Annotated in this window: 18 protein-coding genes and 1 tRNA gene; 11 read left to right on the top strand and 8 right to left on the bottom strand. The window is 75.8% G+C overall.

The window, feature by feature from the left end; translation table 11 throughout:
• Position 1 precedes the first annotated feature (1 nt).
• From BLP29_RS07355 to BLP29_RS07345, 3 genes are all read left to right on the top strand, one after another.
• On the top strand, positions 2-955 hold the full coding sequence (locus BLP29_RS07355) for a methyl-accepting chemotaxis protein (RefSeq protein ID WP_092801916.1): 954 nt from the start codon (positions 2-4) through the stop codon (positions 953-955).
• Between the two features lie 73 nt (positions 956-1,028).
• Positions 1,029-2,213: a protein kinase family protein gene (locus BLP29_RS07350; RefSeq protein ID WP_207798362.1), complete on the top strand. Its 1,185-nt coding sequence runs from the start codon at positions 1,029-1,031 to the stop codon at positions 2,211-2,213.
• Between the two features lie 91 nt (positions 2,214-2,304).
• Positions 2,305-2,649 (top strand): hypothetical protein, encoded by a 345-nt coding sequence (locus BLP29_RS07345; RefSeq protein ID WP_092801910.1) that lies wholly within the window; start codon positions 2,305-2,307, stop codon positions 2,647-2,649.
• Between the two features lie 117 nt (positions 2,650-2,766).
• Here BLP29_RS07345 and BLP29_RS07340 read toward each other — a convergent pair whose 3' ends face one another.
• From BLP29_RS07340 to BLP29_RS07330, 3 genes are read right to left on the bottom strand one after another with little or no spacing between them, the layout of a single operon-like run.
• Entirely contained in the window at positions 2,767-3,426 is a 660-nt protein-coding gene (locus BLP29_RS07340; protein WP_092801907.1) for a response regulator transcription factor, read from the bottom strand.
• Complete coding sequence (locus BLP29_RS07335) at positions 3,423-4,967, bottom strand: sensor histidine kinase (RefSeq protein ID WP_243469765.1); 1,545 nt, start codon at positions 4,965-4,967, stop codon at positions 3,423-3,425. Before BLP29_RS07335 ends, BLP29_RS07340 begins: the two co-directional genes overlap by 4 nt.
• Positions 4,957-5,250 (bottom strand): hypothetical protein, encoded by a 294-nt coding sequence (locus BLP29_RS07330; protein WP_133379071.1) that lies wholly within the window; start codon positions 5,248-5,250, stop codon positions 4,957-4,959. Before BLP29_RS07330 ends, BLP29_RS07335 begins: the two co-directional genes overlap by 11 nt.
• A gap of 162 nt (positions 5,251-5,412) precedes the next feature.
• Here BLP29_RS07330 and BLP29_RS07325 point away from each other — a divergent pair, with 162 nt between their 5' ends.
• A complete protein-coding gene (locus BLP29_RS07325; RefSeq protein ID WP_165839316.1) occupies positions 5,413-8,082 on the top strand; it encodes a S8 family serine peptidase in 2,670 nt (889 codons plus the stop codon).
• On the opposite strand, the gene BLP29_RS07320 is transcribed toward BLP29_RS07325, so the two are convergent.
• Positions 8,075-8,695, bottom strand: coding sequence for a class I SAM-dependent methyltransferase (locus BLP29_RS07320; protein ID WP_092801896.1), 621 nt, complete (start codon positions 8,693-8,695; stop codon positions 8,075-8,077). The two genes, BLP29_RS07325 and BLP29_RS07320, sit on opposite strands and share 8 nt — an antisense overlap.
• 74 nt (positions 8,696-8,769) lie before the next feature.
• On the opposite strand from BLP29_RS07320, the gene BLP29_RS07315 reads away from it, so the two are divergent.
• Positions 8,770-8,843: transfer RNA gene (locus BLP29_RS07315), tRNA-Gly, on the top strand.
• A 37-nt stretch (positions 8,844-8,880) separates the two neighbouring features.
• Here BLP29_RS07315 and BLP29_RS07310 read toward each other — a convergent pair.
• On the bottom strand, positions 8,881-9,333 hold the full coding sequence (locus tag BLP29_RS07310; RefSeq protein WP_207798361.1) for a MarR family winged helix-turn-helix transcriptional regulator: 453 nt from the start codon (positions 9,331-9,333) through the stop codon (positions 8,881-8,883).
• Positions 9,334-9,400: 67 nt separating this feature from the next.
• Between BLP29_RS07310 and BLP29_RS07305 the strand changes: the two genes are divergently transcribed.
• The 3 genes from BLP29_RS07305 to BLP29_RS07295 are packed head-to-tail and all read left to right on the top strand — an operon-like array spanning position 9,401 to position 11,178.
• Complete coding sequence (locus BLP29_RS07305) at positions 9,401-10,042, top strand: NAD(P)H-dependent oxidoreductase (RefSeq protein ID WP_092801891.1); 642 nt, start codon at positions 9,401-9,403, stop codon at positions 10,040-10,042.
• A 36-nt stretch (positions 10,043-10,078) separates the two neighbouring features.
• On the top strand, positions 10,079-10,648 hold the full coding sequence (locus BLP29_RS07300; protein ID WP_092801888.1) for an NADPH-dependent FMN reductase: 570 nt from the start codon (positions 10,079-10,081) through the stop codon (positions 10,646-10,648).
• Positions 10,649-10,653: 5 nt separating this feature from the next.
• On the top strand, positions 10,654-11,178 hold the full coding sequence (locus BLP29_RS07295) for a GNAT family N-acetyltransferase (protein ID WP_092801885.1): 525 nt from the start codon (positions 10,654-10,656) through the stop codon (positions 11,176-11,178).
• A 193-nt stretch (positions 11,179-11,371) separates the two neighbouring features.
• Here the strand turns inward: BLP29_RS07295 and BLP29_RS07290 are convergent, their stop codons facing one another.
• Both BLP29_RS07290 and BLP29_RS07285 read right to left on the bottom strand, forming a co-directional pair.
• Positions 11,372-12,400, bottom strand: a complete 1,029-nt coding sequence (locus BLP29_RS07290; RefSeq protein ID WP_092801882.1) for a type III polyketide synthase — start codon at positions 12,398-12,400, stop codon at positions 11,372-11,374.
• Positions 12,401-12,452: 52 nt separating this feature from the next.
• Positions 12,453-13,151 carry a methyltransferase domain-containing protein gene (locus BLP29_RS07285; protein ID WP_243469764.1) on the bottom strand — a complete coding sequence of 233 codons (699 nt, stop codon included), beginning with the start codon at positions 13,149-13,151 and terminating at the stop codon, positions 12,453-12,455.
• A 97-nt stretch (positions 13,152-13,248) separates the two neighbouring features.
• On the opposite strand from BLP29_RS07285, the gene BLP29_RS07280 reads away from it, so the two are divergent.
• Complete coding sequence (locus tag BLP29_RS07280) at positions 13,249-14,940, top strand: RCC1 domain-containing protein (RefSeq protein WP_165839315.1); 1,692 nt, start codon at positions 13,249-13,251, stop codon at positions 14,938-14,940.
• Here BLP29_RS07280 and BLP29_RS07275 read toward each other — a convergent pair.
• Positions 14,937-15,275 carry a DUF3140 domain-containing protein gene (locus BLP29_RS07275; RefSeq protein WP_092801876.1) on the bottom strand — a complete coding sequence of 113 codons (339 nt, stop codon included), beginning with the start codon at positions 15,273-15,275 and terminating at the stop codon, positions 14,937-14,939. The genes BLP29_RS07280 and BLP29_RS07275 overlap by 4 nt on opposite strands.
• Before the next feature lie 47 nt (positions 15,276-15,322).
• On the opposite strand from BLP29_RS07275, the gene BLP29_RS07270 reads away from it, so the two are divergent.
• A complete protein-coding gene (locus BLP29_RS07270) occupies positions 15,323-15,814 on the top strand; it encodes a DUF6328 family protein (RefSeq protein ID WP_092801873.1) in 492 nt (163 codons plus the stop codon).
• Entirely contained in the window at positions 15,811-16,728 is a 918-nt protein-coding gene (locus BLP29_RS07265; RefSeq protein WP_092801870.1) for a ribokinase, read from the top strand. The genes BLP29_RS07270 and BLP29_RS07265 overlap by 4 nt, the downstream gene beginning before the upstream one ends.
• The last annotated feature ends 168 nt before the right edge of the window (positions 16,729-16,896 follow it).

The following is a 16,896-nucleotide window of genomic DNA, read 5'->3' as shown; positions in this document are numbered from 1 at the left end:
GATGGCTCTGCTGTCCCGCGGGGGTCACGCCTCCGACGCCGCCGAGCTCGCGGTGTACCGGGCCTTCGTCGCCCAGCTGACCAAGGACTGCGCCGCCGCCGCGCGCGGTGACCTCGAGGCCCGCAGCCGCCCGGTGCCCGGGTCGGAGGACGTGCCCGAGCTGGTCGCCCTGCTCGACGAGGTGAACCGGGTGCTCGACGTGTCCGACGCCTTCGTGCGCGAGGCCAGCGCCTCGCTGACCTCGGCCTCGGAGGGCCGCTACCACCGCAAGGTGCTGCTCACCGGTCTGCCCGGCTCGTTCCGCCGCAGCGCCGCGACCATCAACGCCGCCCGCGACGCCATGCGCGACTCGGCCGGCCGGGTCGACGCCGCCGCCGAGTCGCGGCTGCAGCTGGCCGACGAGTTCGAGTCCGTCGTGCTCTCGACCTCCGAGGGCGTCGCCACCGCCGCCACCGAGCTGTCGGCGACCGCCGCCGGGCTCACCGGGGCGGCCGGTGCGGCCAGCACCGAGGTCGACGCCGCCCGCAGCACCATCGACTCGCTCACCCGGTCGTCGCTGGAGATCCAGCAGGTCATCTCGCTGATCGAGACCGTCGCCGGCCAGACCCGGCTGCTCGCGCTCAACGCCACGATCGAGGCCGCGCGCGCCGGGGAGGCCGGTCGGGGGTTCGCCGTCGTGGCCAGCGAGGTCAAGGACCTCGCCGACCAGACCGGCCGGGCGACCGAGCAGGTCACCGAGCAGGTGGCCGCCATCCAGGCCTCCTGCGGCGACGTGGCCACCGTGATGAGCTCGGTCGGCGAGACCGTGCTGGCCATGACCGGCCTGGTCGAGGGCATCGCGGCCGCCGTCGACGGCTCGGCCTCGCTGGCCGGTGCCGACCAGACCGGTCTGTCGCGGCTGGCCGAGCAGCTCCGCTCGGAGATGACCGGCTTCCTCTCGGCGATGCGGCAGTGACCCCGGGCGGCGGATGAGACCCCTCTCATCCGCCGCTCACCACCGCGTCACCGGCCCTCGGCACGGTCGGCCGGTGACCACCGCACCGCTCCTCGTGCCCGCCGCGACCCCCGCGCTCGCCGAGGGGTGGCCCGCGTCCCTGCAGCTGCTGCTCGGCGAGCCCGCCGTCGACCTCTGGGCGGCGGTGCTCGCCCCCACCGGGGCCGCCCTGCGCTCAATCCGGGCCACCTCGGTGTCGCTGCGGGCCGACGGCGCCGCGACCGTGCAGTACGCGGCCGAGCTGGTCGACGCCGCGGGCACCCCGCTGCGCGACACCCTCGCCGCGACCACCGGCAGCCGCATCCCGCCCGGTGCCGCCGTGGTCGGCGACGGCGCGGGCACCGACGTCGGCCTCTGGCGGTGGCCGCAGGACCCCGCCCTGCCCGCGCTGCGGTGGGCCACCTCGGCGGTCGCCGTCCGCCGCCGGCTGCCCGACCTCGGCGTCCCGGCGGAGGACGCCCGGCTGCGACTGCGGGCCCACCGCCCCGGCCGCCGGGCGGTGGTGGAGGTGACCGCGCCGGCCGGCCGCTGGTTCGTGAAGGTCGTGCGCCCGGCCGACCTGCCCGGGCTGGTGCGCCGGCACGAGCTGCTGGCCGGGCACGTGCCGGTGCCCGAGGTGCTCGCCACCACCGCGGACGGCGTCCTGGTGCTGCCCGCCCTGCCCGGCACCCCCATGGGCGCCGCGCTCGACGACCCCGCCGCCCGGCCGGGCGCCGCCGTCCTCACCGACCTGCTGGACCGGCTGCCGGCCACCGACCTGCCCCGGGTGCGCGGGCCGCTGGACCGGGCTCCGGGGCACGCGACGGTGCTCGGCATGGTGCTGCCGCACCTGCGGCCCCGGCTGAGCACGCTGGTGGACGCACTGGCCACCGCCCCGGGTGGCCACGAGGTCGTGCCGGTGCACGGCGACCTGTACGAGGCCCAGCTGCTGCTCGCCGGCCGGGACGTGGTCGGGCTGCTGGACGTCGACGGTGCCGGCGCCGGGCACCGCATCGACGACCTGGCGAACCTGCTGGGTCACCTCGCCGTGCTGGGCCAGGACGGGTACCGGCACGAGCTGGCCGCCGCGCTGCCGTGGCCTGCGGCCGAGCTGGCCCCGCGGGTGGCGGCGGTGGTGCTCGGCCTGGCGACCGGACCGTTCCGGGTGCAGGGCGCGGGCTGGCCGCGGGCCACCGAGGCGCGGTTGGCGCTGGCCGAGCGGGTGCTCGCCGGTGGATGAGAAGGCGCTCATGGCGCTCTCCTCGGCCGCTCACCGGCGCTGGGCATCGTCGTGGACGTCAGAGAGAGCAGCCCGACCGAGGAGGAACCCGATGAACCGCCCCGCCACCTGGAAGACCGTCACCTTCGGCATCGCCCTGACCGGCCTGGGCATCGCCGGGGCCGGGGTCGCCGCGGCCGACGACGACGTCCCCACCGACCAGCAGAGCACCACCCAGCAGGTCGCCGGCGACGACACCCCCGACGCGACCCCCGACACCACCACCCCGGACGCCACCCCGGACACCGCGACGCCGGACACCCAGACCCCGGACGACGCCACCCCGGACACCAACACCCCGGGCGACGCCACCCCGGACGACGCCACCCCGGACACCCAGACCCCCGACGACGCGACGCCCGACAACACGCCGGACGACACCACCCCCGACGACTGACCCCACGCCGCCACCCCGCCGGGCCCCGCCCCCGGCGTTGATCTTGCAGAACCGCAACGGGGACACGCCGACCGACGGCGTGTCCCCGTTGCCCATGTGCAAGATCAACGCCGGGGCCTACCCCAGCCGGTAGCCCATCCCGCGCACGGTCTCGATGCGGCCGGGGCCCAGCTTCTTGCGGAGGTAGCGGACGTAGACGTCGACCACGTTGGAGCCCGGGTCGAAGTCGTAGCCCCAGACGTGGGAGAGCAGCTGCTCGCGGGCCAGCACCTGGCCGGGGTGGCGCAGGAACGTCTCGGCGAGGGCGAACTCGCGGGCCGAGAGATCGACGGTGCGCCCGTCGACGTGGGCGCGGCGGGTGCGCAGGTCCAGCGACAGGTCGCCGACGGTCAGCACGGTGAGCTCGCCGCCGGCCCGGTCGGGGGCCAGCCGCAGCCGCACGCGGGCCAGCAGCTCCTCGAACCGGAAGGGCTTGGCCATGTAGTCGTCGGCACCGCCCTCCAGGCCCGCGACGGTGTCGGTGACCGAGTCGCGGGCGGTGAGCACGACGACCGGGATGGCGCACCGCTCGGCGCGCAGGGCCTTGAGCACCGCGAACCCGTCGAGCACCGGCAGCCCGATGTCCAGCACCAGCAGGTCGTGCTCGCCGCTGCGGGCGGCGTCGCGGGCGGCCAGGCCGTCGCCGACCACGGTGACGGTGAACCCGTTGGCCTTGAGCCCCTTCTCCACGAACGACGCGATGCGCGGTTCGTCCTCGGCGACCAGGATGCGGCTCACGGGGTGCCTCCACGGGGGTGCGGGTCCTCGGCGGTGGCCGAGGCGTCGTCGACGGTGGCGTCGGGGGTGTCGGTCAGGACGTCGTCCGGCGCGTCGCCCGGTACCGGGTGGGCGGGCAGCACGAGGGCGAAGGTGGCGCCGCGACCGGGGACGGAGTCCAGCGCGACCCGCCCGCCGTGCGCGGCGGCGATGGCCGCGACGATGGCCAGGCCCAGGCCGGCGCCCTCCCTGCGGCCCCGGCCGGCCGAGCCCCGGCCGAACCGCTCGAACACGTGCGCCCGGTCGGCCTCGGCCACGCCCGGGCCGGTGTCGGCGACCCAGAACCGCAGCTCGCCGTCGACCAGCCGGCTGCCCAGGCCGATGCGGTCGCCGGGGCCGGTGACGTGGACGGCGTTGTCGGCCAGCGCGACGACGGCCTGGGTGACCCGCTGGGGGTCGAGCACGGCGTCGACCTCGGCGGCGGACTCCACCACCCAGTCGCGGTCGCCGAGCCGGCGGACCTTGCGGGCGACCTCGGCGGTGAGCGCGGCGACGTCGACCGGGTGCGGGCGCAGGAACGCCGGCTGCTCGGCCTTGGCCAGCAGCAGCAGGTCGCCGACGATGCGGTTCATCCGCTCGAGCTCGTCGTCGACCAGGGCGACGGTCCCGCGGACGTCGTCGGCGTCGGTCGGGTCGAGCACCTCGAGGTGCCCGCGCACGATGGTGATCGGGGTGCGCAGCTCGTGGCCGGCGTCGTCGACGAAGCGGCGCTGGGCGGCGACGCCGTTCTCGACCCGGTCGAGCATGGCGTTCACTGAGCGGGCCAGGTCGGCGAGCTCGTCGCCGGGGCCCTCGGCGACGTCGATGCGGCCGGACAGGTCGGTCTCGGTGATGCCCTGCGCGGTGGCGGCCACGTCGCGCACCGGGCGCAGGATCCGCCCGGCCACCACCCACGCCCCCGCCGCGGCGGCCAGGCTGGTCAGGGCGCCGACGGCGAGCATCAGCCGGGCGGTCTCGTCGGCGGCCTGCCGCTCGGCGTCCGCGGCGAACGCCACCACCACCACGCCCTGCTCGGGGCTGCCCGCCAGCCGCACCGGGACGGCGACCCAGAGCACCTGGCCCTCGGCGGCGGCGTAGGTGCCGCTGGTGGAGTCCGGCACGGCGCCGACCAGCGCGGTGAACGCGGGGTCCTCGGCCAGCCGCAGCGGGGTCTCGGCCCGGCTCTGGAACCGGTAGGCGCCGTCGACGTAGCCGAGGAACTGCTCGTTGGGCCGGGCCTGGTTGTAGGAGAGCGCGGCGCGCAGCACGTCGGGCACCGAGGCGAAGGCCTGCCCGGTGGTGGGGTCGACGCCGTTGCCGACCAGCTGGCGGAACTCGGCGACCTCGGCGCGCAGCGAGGCGGCCATCCGCTCGTCGGTCTCGGCCACGAGCAGCCGCCAGGTGAGGAACGTGACGACGGCCAGCGAGAGGAGCACGAGCAGCAGGACCCAGCCGATGATCCGGGTGCGGGCAGCGCGGGGCCACCACCGTCGCCGGCCCCGGCTGCTGCGCTCAGTCCTCACCGTCGTCGTCAACGTCGTCCGGGTCGTCGGTGTCCCCGTCGTCGTCATCGTCGTCGTCGTCGACCGGGGCGGGCGGGACGACGTCGGTCGGCCCGGACGGCGGGGGCGGCGCCGGGGCCGGGCCGGACGGCGAGGGGACGGCGGTGGGCACCGGCACCGAGATGGGCGCGGGCACCTGGCCGATGCCGTCGGCGGCGGGCCGCACGGTCAGCCACCCGGCCCCGAGCAGCGCGATGCCCAGCACGGTCGCCAGGACCGCGAGCCACACCGGACGGGACCGCACGGGTTCGAGGGTGGCCGGGCGTGGTGACCGGCGGGTGAGACGTCGATGAGAGGACTCTCATCCGATGGGGTGGCCCGGCGGGCCGGAGCCCTCCAGGTCGGCGCCGGCGGGCCGATGGGGCGGACGAGGTGTGCACCGGCACGCCCGCCCCAGGAGGACGTCGTGGCACCCAGCTGGACCGCCGACCGCAGGATCCTCGCGGCCGGCACGGTGATGAGCGTCGTGGTCGGGTTCTCGGTCGCGGCCGCCGTCGACGCCCTGGCGTTGCCCGCCGTCGCGGTGGCCGGCCCGGACGACTACGGCCCCGGCGACGGCCTGACCCGCTGGGTGCTGGGCACGACCGACCCGGCGGCGCTGGTGGTCGCCGCGGCGGCCACCCCCGGTGTCGTGAACGCCCAGCCGCTGTTCGACGGCGGGGTGCTGGTGGCCACCGACACCGCCGGTCCGGCGCAGCTCGCGGGCATCCCGGGCGTGGTGTCGGTGGAGCCGTCGGTGACCGCGCAGGTGATGGCCGACCCCACCGACCCCTACTGGTCCTCCTACGGCTGGAACCTGGAGAACACCGGCCGGAACTTCTACAACCAGACCGGTCGCGCCGACGCCGACGTCGACGCCACCACCGGGTGGGCGGCCTCGACCGGTGCGGGCACGGTCATCGCCGTCGTGGACACCGGGTTCGACTCCGACCACCCCGACCTGGTCGGCTCGTTGTGGACCAACCCGGCCGAGCCCTGCGGATCGGTCGACACCGACGGCAACGGGCTGGCCGGCGACTGCCACGGCTGGAACTTCACCACCACCACGGCCGACGTCGACAACGGCGCGAACGGCACGCACGGCACCAACGTGGCCGGGGTCGCCGCGGCGCGCAGCGGCAACGCCCAGGGGTCGGCCGGGGTGGCACCGGACGCCGCGATCATGCCGCTGGTCGTCGGCAGCGGCAGCAGCATCGACGTCACCCTGGGCGCCCAGGCCATCCGGTACGCCGTCGACCACGGCGCCGACGTGGTCAACGCCTCGTGGGGCGGGCCCGGCACCAGCGCGGCCCTGGACGCGGCGATCGCCTACGCGGGAACGAAGGGCGTCCTCGTCGTGGTCGCCGCCGGCAACGACGGCGGCGACCGGGACACCTCCCGGGTCTACCCGGCGTCCTCCACCGACCCCGCGGTCGTCACCGTGGGCAACTCGACGGCCTCGGACACCCTGACGTCGTCCTCGGCGTACGGGGCGACCTCGGTCGACCTCATGGCGCCGGGCAACCTGGTCTTCACGACCTGGAACGACGGCGGCTACCGCCTGGTGGGCGGCACCTCGATCTCCGCCCCGCAGGTGGCCGCGGCCGTCGCGATGTACCGCAGCCTCATGCCGACCGCGACGGCCGCCGAGCTCAAGCAGGCACTGCTGGCCGACGTCGACCCGGTGCCCGCCTTCGCCGGGAGGAGCGTCACGGGCGGCCGGCTGACCACCGGCGGCCTGCCCTCGCTGGGCAGCCAGGAGGTGCGCTGGACCTACACCGGCATGACCGGCGCCCCCGGCACCCTCACCCCCGCGCTGACCACGAGCTCCAGCCTCCCGGCGGGCGACTACACCGCCGCCCTCGGCCTGGGCATGCAGGTGGGCGGCCAGGTGTACGCGGTGTCCGGGCAGCCGTTCTCGGTGGACGGGACGACGCGGACCACCGACGACACCGGCACCGTCACCGTGCCGCTGGGCACCCTCGGGCCGTCGTCCACCACGCTGGTCATCGCCCCCAGCACCACGCTGAGCGAGGGCCGGTACGTGCTCACCGTGCAGCTCCTGCAGGGCGGCTCGCCGCTGGGCCGGGCCTCCGCAGCGCCGCTCACGGTGGGGACGGCGTCCGCGGCGCCGACCACCGGCGCCGGTCCCTCGGGCTCGGCCCCCACCACGTCGGCGGGCCCCTCGGGGTCGGCGGGCCCGGGCGGGTCCGGTGGCGCCCCGGGCGGCTCGGCCGCCCCGACGTCCGCGGCGCCGTCCTCGGGCGGCCCCGGCGGGTCCGGCTCGACCCCTGGCGGGTCCGGCTCGCCCGCCCCGACCTCGGGTGCGCCGGGCAGCACGGGCACCCCGACCCGGTCGGCCCCGACGTCCGGCGCGCCGGGGACCACGAGCCCGGCCGGCCCGACCTCCCCGGGTGCGGCACCGACCTCGGCGACCTCGCCCACCTCGACGACCAGGGCGGTGCCCACCGCGACCGGTCCGGCCCCGTCGGCCACCGGCGGCGCCCCGTCGGCGTCCCCCACGGCCACCCGGTCCGGTTCACCCACGGCAGCGCCCACGGCGTCGCCCACTGCATCGCCGACGTCGTCGACGGCTCCGCCGAGCGGCTCGACGAGCTTCCCCGACGTCGGCGACTTCCGGGTGACGGCCATGAGCCCGACCCGGGTCGACGCCGCGGGCGGCGCCGCGGTGACCGTCACCGGCACCTTCCCGGCCGAGCCGCGGGTGCTGGTCGGCACCTCGGGGTTGGCCACGGTCGTCTCGTGGAGCCCGACCCAGGTCGTGTTCACCGCCCCGCCGCGGGTGGCCGGCGCCTACGACGTGCTGTTGTCCTCCACGAACGGCACGAAGAAGTCGCTGCTGGCGCGTGCGCTGACCTACGTCTCGACGTCGGCGGCCCCGACGTCCGGGGCTGCTCCGACCAGCGGTGCGGCGCCCACCGCCGCGGTGCCCACCGCGACCCCGACCGCCACCGGCCCGGTGGTGATCACGGGGCCGGGCGGTCAGCGGCTGGTCGGGACGGTGTTCTTCTCGTCGCTGCCGGCCGCGGTGTGGCGGATGGACTGCACGAGCTCGTGCTCGGGCACGCTCATCTGAGCGCGGTCACGGCCCACAGCGGGTCGCCGGGCCCGGGTGGGGTGCGCAGCTCCACCCGGGGCTCGGTGAACCCGCCGGCCCGGCGCACCAGCTCGGCCACCAGCGGGCCGTGCTGCTCGTCGGGCGTCGCCAGCCACCCCCGCACGGCCTTGGTCGGGAAGCAACGGTTGGAGAACGTGACCGCCAGGACGCCGCCGGGGCGCAGCACCCGCGCCGCCTCGGCGATCACCTCGATCGGCCTGGTCAGGTAGTCGACCGAGACGCAGCAGACCACCGCGTCGACGTCGGCGTCGGGCAGCGGGATGCGCGGGTCGACGTTGAGGTCGTGCACGATGCGCTCGGTGGCGGCCGGGTTGGCCGCCAGCTCCTCGGCGTTCATGCCCAGGACGACGAGCTCGGCCGGCGGCTGCTCGAAGTGCGAGACCCACGAGGACATGAGGTCCAGGGCGCGGCCGGTGATGCCCAGCTCGGTGTACAGCGCACCGACGGCGGCGATCGCCCGGTCGTCGATGTGGGTGACCAACCGCGGCGGGGCGTAGAAGACGTCGTCGGGTCGGTCGTCGTCGCGGTCGAAGAAGCCGGGCGGGAAGCCGTCGTACGGGTCCGGGGTCACCCACCGAGTCTGGGCCGGTGCGGGGGTGTCTGCCGGGCGGGACGGGCGCTGCGGTAGTGTTCGGGAGCGCTCACGCGGGTGTAGTTCAATGGTAGAACATCAGCTTCCCAAGCTGACAGTGCGAGTTCGATTCTCGTCACCCGCTCCACTCAGCACCGCAGGCGGCGTCCTGCGCGACCGGACGGTCAGTGCGCCCCGAGCTTGCCCGCAATGGCGGCCAGGGCAGCCAGGTCGGCGGGGTCGAGGGCGTCGAGCACGCGCGCCCGCACCGAACGCAGGTGCGCGGGGGCCGCGGCCACGACCAGCTCCCACCCGGCCGCCGTCAGCTCGACGACCGTCCGCCGGCCGTCGTCGGGGTCCGGACTGCGACGGAGCAGGTCCCGGCCCTCGAGGCGCTTGACCACGTTGGACAACCGGGACGGCGACCCGCTGGCCAGGTAGGCCAGCTCGCCCATGCGCAACCGCCGGTCGGGGGCCTCGGAGACGTGGCTGAGCGTCAGGTACTCGAAGAGCGTGAGGCCAGCGGCCCGCTGCAGGTCGGACTCGAGCTGCCCCGGCAGGAGCAGCGTGAGGGAGACCAGGCCCGTCCACGCCGCGTCCTCCTCGGCGGACAGCCACCGGACGTCGTCCTCACCCACGCCGACGACCCTAGCGCACGTTCGCTTCAACCTTGAGTTCAAGCTTGAATGGATCTACGGTCGGGCCATGACCACCCCGCGCACCCTCGTCGTCACCGCCCACCCCGACCCGGCGTCGCTCACCCACCGGGCAGCCGCTGAGCTCCTCGACCTGCTGCCCCCGGGCTCCACGGAGGTCGCGCACCTCGCCCAGGAGGGCTTCGACCCCCGGTTCACCCTGTCCGACCACCTCACCTACCGGGGCCTGGCTCCGACGTCGGCCGCCGTGCAGGCCGAGCAGCGCCGGGTCGACGCCGCCGACCACGTCGTCCTGGTCTTCCCCGTGCACTGGTGGTCGTTCCCGGCCCTGCTCAAGGGCTGGGTCGACCGCGTGCTGATCGCCGGGTGGGCCTTCGACCCGGGCACCGACGGCCGCATCGCCCCCCGCCTGCAGGACCGCACCCTGCACCTGCTGCCCCTCGCCGGCGCCACCGCCGACAGCTGGGGTCGACGCGGCTACGACCGGGCGTTCGCGACGCAGGTCGAGGTCGGGATCGCGGGGTTCTGCGGGATGCGCACCGGCGTGACCGCCTTCGTGCACGACTCCGAGGCCGACCCCGGCACGACGGCGCGGGCCATCCGCGAGGCAGCGGCGCAGATCGCGGCCGGCATCGACGCCGGCGCACGCCGGTCGGCGGACTCGGTCACGCCGGCGTCGTGCTGCGCGTAGTTTGAGGGCTCAACGACTTTCCCGAGGAGCTGCGCCGTGTCCCGTCCCGTCCTGCAGGTGATCGCCGGCAGCACCCGTCCCGGCCGCAAGGGCATCGCCGTCGCGCAGTGGGTCGCCCGGCAGGCCGAGGCGCACGGCGGCTTCGACGTCGAGCTGGTCGACCTGGCCGACGCCGGCCTGCCGGTGCTCGACGAGCCCGACCACCCGCGCCTGGGCCAGTACACGAAGGACCACACCAAGGCCTGGTCGGCCACGATCTCGCGCGCCGACGCCTTCGTGTTCGTCTTCCCCGAGTACAACCACTCGATCCCCGGCGGGCTGAAGAACGCCATCGACTTCCTGTTCCACGAGTGGGCCGACAAGGCCGCGGGCCTGGTGTCCTACGGCGGCGTCTCGGCCGGCACCCGCTCGGCCGCCGCGCTGAAGCCGGTGCTCGGCGCGCTGCGCGTCGTCCCGGTCGTCGAGGCCGCCACGATCCCGTTCTTCACCCAGTTCATCGACGACGACGGCGTCTTCACCGGCAACGCCGAGCTCGAGACCGGCGCCGGCGCGATGCTCGACGAGATCGCCCGGCTCACCGCCAAGCTGCGGGGCCCGCGAGACTGACCGTCGTGGAGCTGCGCACCCTGCCGACCGCCGACCTCACGGACGACGAACGGGCAGGGCTGCGCGGCCTGCTCGACGAGGCCTTCGCCGACGACCGCTTCACCGACGACGACTGGGGCCACGCCCTCGGCGGCCTGCACGTGCTGGCCACCCGGGAGGGCGCGCTGGTCGGCCACGCGGCCGTCGTCGCCCGGCAATTGCTGGTCGGCGACCGCACGCTGCGCACCGGCTACGTCGAGGCGGTCGCGGTGGCCGCGCACGCCCGGCGGCAGGGCGTCGCCGGTGCGCTGATGGCCGAGGTCGAGCGGCTGGTCCGCGGCGGGTACGAGCTCGGCGCGCTGGCCGCCAGCACCGACGGCGCGGCGCTCTACGAGGCCCGCGGCTGGACCCGCTGGACCGGACCGCTGCGCGCCCTGACCCCGGCCGGCGTGGTGGACGGCGACGACTCCTGGGTCTACGTGCTGCCCGTCGAGCCGGTGGACCCCGCCCTGCCCCTGACCTGCGACTGGCGCCGCGGCAGCCTCTACTGAGGCGCCGGGGCTGACCGCGCAGCGTCGCGACCCGCCGTGCGGTGTCCCGCATGTGACCCCATCAGCCCCAGCAGGGTCCACCACCGCTGGCTGGGCCATGCACGACCGGTCAGGATCGGCACGGCACGTGCGGAACTCATCCGTTCAGCCAGCCGGGCCGTGCCCCCGCCCGGTCCCTCCAGCAGTGGGGGCCTCAGGCCGGCAGCAGCAGCGTCGCGTAGAGCGTCAGACCGGGCCCGAAGGCCATCGCGACCACCGGTCCGTCCACCTCGCCCAGCTCCTCGAGCACCAGCAGCACGGTGGCCGACGAGCAGTTGCCGTGCTCGGCCAGCACCCGCCGCGACGGCGCCATCTGCTCCTCGGTCAACCCGAGCTGGTCACGGGCGACGTCCAGGATGCGGGGGCCACCGGGGTGCACGGCCCAACCGGCGACGTCCTCGACCCGCAGCCCGGCGGTGTCCAGCAGCTCCTGCACGACGTCGCCCACGTGCCGGGCCAGCACGTCGGGCACCCGGGGCGACAGCCCCATCTTGAAGCCCAGGTCGGTGACGTCCCAGGTCATGTGGTCGGCCGTCGAGGAGTCGGTGCGCGCCACGGTGGCCGCCACCCGCATGCCGCGCCGGGCGTCGGGTTCGAGCACGACGGCCGAGGCGGCGTCGCTGAACAGCGCGTGCGCGACCACCTGCGAGAGGTCGTGCCGGGCCGGCTGCACGTGCAGGCTGGTCAGCTCGATGCACAGCATCACCGCCGGCCGCGAGCGGGCGGCCACGTAGTCGCCGACCGCGCCGAGGCCCGGCAGTGCGGCGTAGCAACCCATGTGGCCCACGAGCAGGCGCTGCACCGAGTTCGGCATGCCCAGGTCGCTGGCCAGCCGGATGTCCAGCCCCGGGGTGGCGTAGCCGGTGCAGGTCACCACGGAGAACAGCCCGACGTCGCCCGGGGCCAGGCCGGCCGAGTCCAGCGCGCTCGCCACGGCCTGCTTGCCCAGCGGCATCGCCTCGTCGACGTAGCGGGCCATGCGTGCGCCGGTGCCCCACTGCGAGATGTCCTCGTGCACCGGGTTGACCACCGCGTGCCGCGTGCGCACCCCGGCGGCGGAGAACACCCGGTGGGCCGAGCGCAGCCCCGCGTAGTGCTCGGCGAAGAAGCCGTCCCAGACCTGCTCCTGCGTGTAGGTGGCGGGCAGGGCACGACCGGCACCGGTGATGACGGCGCCGCTCACCGCGACCGGTCCTGGGGAAACGTCACTCCCCGACGGTACGGGCGCCCGCGGCTCAGCGCCTGCGGCCGTAGCCGGCGAACAGGATCCCGCTCCAGCGCATCGGCCGCATGCGCACCGTCGTCCGCCGTCCCCGCTTCCAGGCGACCAGGTCGCGCACCGAGGGCCGCAGGCCGACCAGTCGCAGGTCCAGACCCAACCGGTCGGCCGCGGCCAGCAACCGGCGGCGGTCGACGAACAGCGCGGGGTCGTGGATGCCCGGTGGCGGCCCGCCCGGGATGCGCTCGGCGATCCCGACCGCGACCGGGGCGGCCAGCCACGAGTCGGCGATCGCGTCGACCACCAGGGTGCCGCCGGGCTTGAGGAGCCGGGCGCACTCGGCCAGGACGGCGACGTCGTCCTCGACGTGCTCGAGGATCTCCCCGCACACGACGACGTCGGCGCACCCGTCGGCCAGCGGCACCGCCAGCACCGACCCGCGGACGGCGCCCACCCCGTGCTCGTGGGCCAGCGCCAGCCCGGCCGCGCCCAGGTCGACGCCGACGTGCCGGTACCCCAGCCGCTGCACGTGCGGCGCCATCAGCCCACCGCCGCAGGCCAGGTCGACCAGCACGGCGTCCGACGACGGCGCCGGCGGGATGTGCTCGGCGCGCGACCCCGCCAGCCAGTGCAGCATCGCGAACCCGCCGGCCGGCACCCACCACTGGTCGGCGAGCTGGTCGTACTGGGCGGGGTCGTTCCTGCGCAGCGCCACGCCCGCACGCTACGTCGCCCGGTCATGTTCACCGCCGCACCTGCCGATGACGGCGGCAGAGCCGCGCGCCGCGGGGCGGTGGGGGCTGAGGGCTGTCGTGCGTGCGTGGACCCGATCGATCGTCGCTGCCGGGGTCGCCCTGGCCTGCCTGGCCACCGGCGCCCTGGGCGCACCGGCGGGTGCGGCACCGACCACCGCCGTGCCGCGGGACGTCGTGGCGTGGGGCGCCGTGTACAACGGGCAGGGCACGGTCCCGTCCTGGGTCGGGCAGCTGACGGCGGTCGACGCCGGGTACACCCACACCCTCGGTCTGCGCGCCGACGGGACCGTGGTCGCCTGGGGCTCCAACGGCGGCGGCGAGTCCAGCGTGCCCCCAGGTCTGACCGACGTCGTCCAGGTGTCGGCGGAGGGCTACAACAACCTGCTGCTGAAGGCCGACGGAACGGTCGAGGGCTGGGGCCAGGGCGGCCGCACAGTCCCCTCGCTGACCGGCACCTTCGTCGCCGTGGCCGCTGGGTGGGACCACGACATGGCGCTGCGCGACGACGGGACCGTCGTCAGCTGGAACGACGACCCGTTGCCGATGTACATCACCCCGCCGGCGGGGTTGACCGACGTGGTGCAGATCGACTCCGGCGAGCAGTTCAGCCTGGCACTGAAGAGCGACGGGACCGTGGTGGCCTGGGGCAACCCGTACGGCTACCCCTTCGCCCCGCCGGCGGGCCTGCGCGACGTGACCGCCATCTCCGCGGGCCGCGACCAGGCCATGGCCCTCCGCTCGGACGGCACCGTGGTCACCTGGGGCTCGAACGGCTACGGGGTGAACGACGTGCCCGCCGGGCTCACCGGCGTGGTCGCGATCTCTGCGGGCTACATGCACGACCTGGCGCTGAAGGCCGACGGCACCGTCGTCTCGTGGGGCTACAACGGCTACGGGCAGACCAACGTCCCGTCCTCGGCCCAGGGGGCGGTGGCCATCTCGGCCGGGGGGTTCCACAACGTGGTGCTCACCGGTTCGCCCGCCGCCCTGGCCGTGCCCACCCCGCCGCCCGCAGGAGTCGTGGGCACCCCCTACCCCGCGTTCTCCTTCGCGGCGCCGAGCGCGGCCCCGCGCACGTTCGTCGTGTCCTCCGGGGCGCTGCCGGCCGGCCTGTCGATGTCGCCGTCCGGCGTCCTGTCCGGCACGCCGACGACCCCGGGGACGGCGACCTTCACGGTCACCGTGGCCGTCGGGCCGGACGCCGGTGCGGTGTCACCGCCGCTGACGGTGGTCACCTCCCCGGTGCCGGTGCCGCCGAACCCCACGCCGCCGACCCCCACCCCGCCGGTGACCCCGCCGGTCGCCCCGCCCGTGGCGTTCACCCCGCCATCGACCCCGCCCGCCCCCGACGGCGTGCTGCAGGTGGCCGGGCTCGGTGGTTCGCTCGCCGCCACGGCCCGGCCGGGTGACCGCGCGACGCTCACCGCCACCGGAGCGGCGCCGGGGAGCACGGTGACGTTCGTCGTCTACTCGACGCCGGTCGTCCTCGGCACCGCCGTCGTCGACGCGGCCGGGACCGCCAGTGCGACGGTCACGGTGCCGGCCACCCTGACCGCCGGCCCGCACACGCTGGTGGCGTTCGCGACGGCCACCGACGGCAGCAGCCTGGTGCTCTCGGCGTCCCTGGCGGTCGTCGGCCCCGCGGAGCTCGCCGCGACCGGCGCGGACCCCACCGCGCCCCTCGCCGCCGGGCTGGCCCTGCTCGGGGCGGGCGGCGCGCTGCTGCTCACCACCCGCCGCCGGAGCTAGTCCTTCAGCGGGTCGTGGCCCCAGTTCATCAGCGAGTACCGCCACTTCGAGTCCTCGACGTCGTTCTTCGACGGGCCCTGTGCCAGGTGCCGCTTCACGTAGCCGGTCACCTTCTGCATGTGCTGGTGGTCGTCGTCGGTGAGGTCGGCGACCTTCGTGCCCAGCAACTCGACGATGCGCCGCCCGGATTCATGACCGGTGGACTCGCCCGACCCGCCGGACTTCTGCCCGACCTCCTTCGACTCGTCGGTCTGCAGGAACTTCTCCAGCTCCTTCGCGGTCATGTTCACGGCGTCGTGGAACTCGTCGCGGATCTGCTTCTGGTCGTCGGCCATGCCGGCCCTCCTGTGGTTGATCGTGGGCAACGGGGTACCGCGTCGCCGTGGAGGGGAAACCGGGGATCGCGCGCACGGCCCGACTGCGCGGGGAGACCACCGACGAGGTGCTCGACCGCAACACCGCCGAGCTGCTCCAGGAGCTGCGGGTCACCATCACCGGCGTCCAGGTGCTGTTCGGCTTCCTCCTCACGCTGCCGTTCAGCAGCCGCTTCGGCGACCTCGACGCCTTCGCGACCGTCCTCTACGTGCTGACCCTCATGGCCACCGCGACGTCGGCTGCGCTGCTCATCGCCCCGGTCTCCTACCACCGCGTGGTGTTCCGTCGGCGCGCCCGCGCGGCGCTGGTGCGCGATGCGAACCGGCTGCTGCGGGCCGGGCTGGCCCTGCTGCTGCTCGCCCTGGTCAGCGCCGTGCTGCTGGTCCTCGACGTCGTCCTGGGGGTGGCCGCCGCGCTGACCGGCGGGGCCTTCGTCGCGGCCGTGGGCCTGGGCACCTGGTACCTCCTCCCCCGACGCGCCCTAGGCTCCCGCGGATGAGCGTCGTGGTGGTCGGCAGCCTGAACGAGGACCTCGTGGTCACGGTGGACCAGTTGCCCGGCCGCGGGGAGACGGTGATCGGCACCGACGTCGTGCTGCTGCCCGGCGGCAAGGGCGCCAACCAGGCCGCGGCCGCCGGCCGGCTCGGGGACGGCGTCGCCATGGTCGGCCGGGTCGGGGACGACGACGCCGGCGCCCGTCAGCTCGCCGCGCTGCGGGAGGCCGGGGTCGCCACCGACCTGGTGCACCGCACGCTCGGCGTCCCGACCGGCAGCGCGACGATCCCGGTCGAGGCCGACGGCGGGGAGAACCTCATCGTCGTGGTGCCCGGGGCCAACGGTGCGCTGGCGCCCGCCGACGTCGAGGTGCCCGCCGTGCGCGAGGCCGCCGTCCTGCTGCTGCAGCTGGAGACCCCGGTGCCCACCGTGCTGGCCGCGGCCCGGGCCTGCACCGGCACCGTCGTGCTCAACCCCGCCCCCGCGCAGGCGTTGCCCGCCGAGCTGGTGGCAGCGGTCGACGTCCTGGTGCCCAACGAGCACGAGCTGGTCGGCGTCGCCGGGGCGTCCCCGGCGCAGCGCTCCCCCGCCGAGCTGGCCGAGCTGGCCCGCGGTCTGGGCGGGTCGGTGGTCGTGACGCTCGGCGGCGCCGGCGTGCTGGTGGTGCCGGCCGACGGCCCCGCCCTGCACCAGCCGCCGCTCGAGGTCTCCCCGGTGGACACCACCGGCGCCGGCGACTGCTTCAACGGGGCGCTGTGCACCGCGCTGGGCCGCGGCGAGCCCCTGACCGAGGCCGTGCGCTACGCCGCGGTCGCCGCCGCCCTCTCCACCACCGGGCCCGGCGCCCGGGGCGGGCTGCCCGACGACGCCGCCGTGCGCGCCGCCCTCCCCCGCCTCCCCGACGCCCGCCAGGTCTGACCCGGCTCCCCGACGCCCGCCAGGTCCGACCCGCACGCGGAGTGCGGGGTTCTCGCCCTCTCGCGGGGCCGGCAGGGCGCCGGAACCCGGCAACCGGGGTGCGGCCTTGGCCCCTGGGCGTGCTGGCTGCGCGAGGGCACGATGATGGTTGGCCCCCGCACTGAGCGG

The organism is Klenkia marina, assembly GCF_900101025.1.
Lineage (GTDB): Bacteria > Actinomycetota > Actinomycetes > Mycobacteriales > Geodermatophilaceae > Klenkia > Klenkia marina.
The sequence above is the reverse complement of the archived record's forward strand: the minus strand, read 5'-3'. Positions and strand labels throughout refer to the sequence as shown.

Excerpts from the sequence above, each read along its gene's own strand:
- BLP29_RS07345 (WP_092801910.1), top strand. The coding sequence starts at position 2,305 with ATGAACCGCCCCGCCACCTGGAAGACCGTCACCTTCGGCATCGCCCTG.
- BLP29_RS07305 (WP_092801891.1), top strand. The coding sequence starts at position 9,401 with ATGACCACCCCGCGCACCCTCGTCGTCACCGCCCACCCCGACCCGGCG.
- BLP29_RS07355 (WP_092801916.1), top strand. The coding sequence starts at position 2 with ATGGCTCTGCTGTCCCGCGGGGGTCACGCCTCCGACGCCGCCGAGCTC.
- BLP29_RS07275 (WP_092801876.1), bottom strand. The coding sequence starts at position 15,275 with ATGGCCGACGACCAGAAGCAGATCCGCGACGAGTTCCACGACGCCGTG.
- BLP29_RS07265 (WP_092801870.1), top strand. The coding sequence starts at position 15,811 with ATGAGCGTCGTGGTGGTCGGCAGCCTGAACGAGGACCTCGTGGTCACG.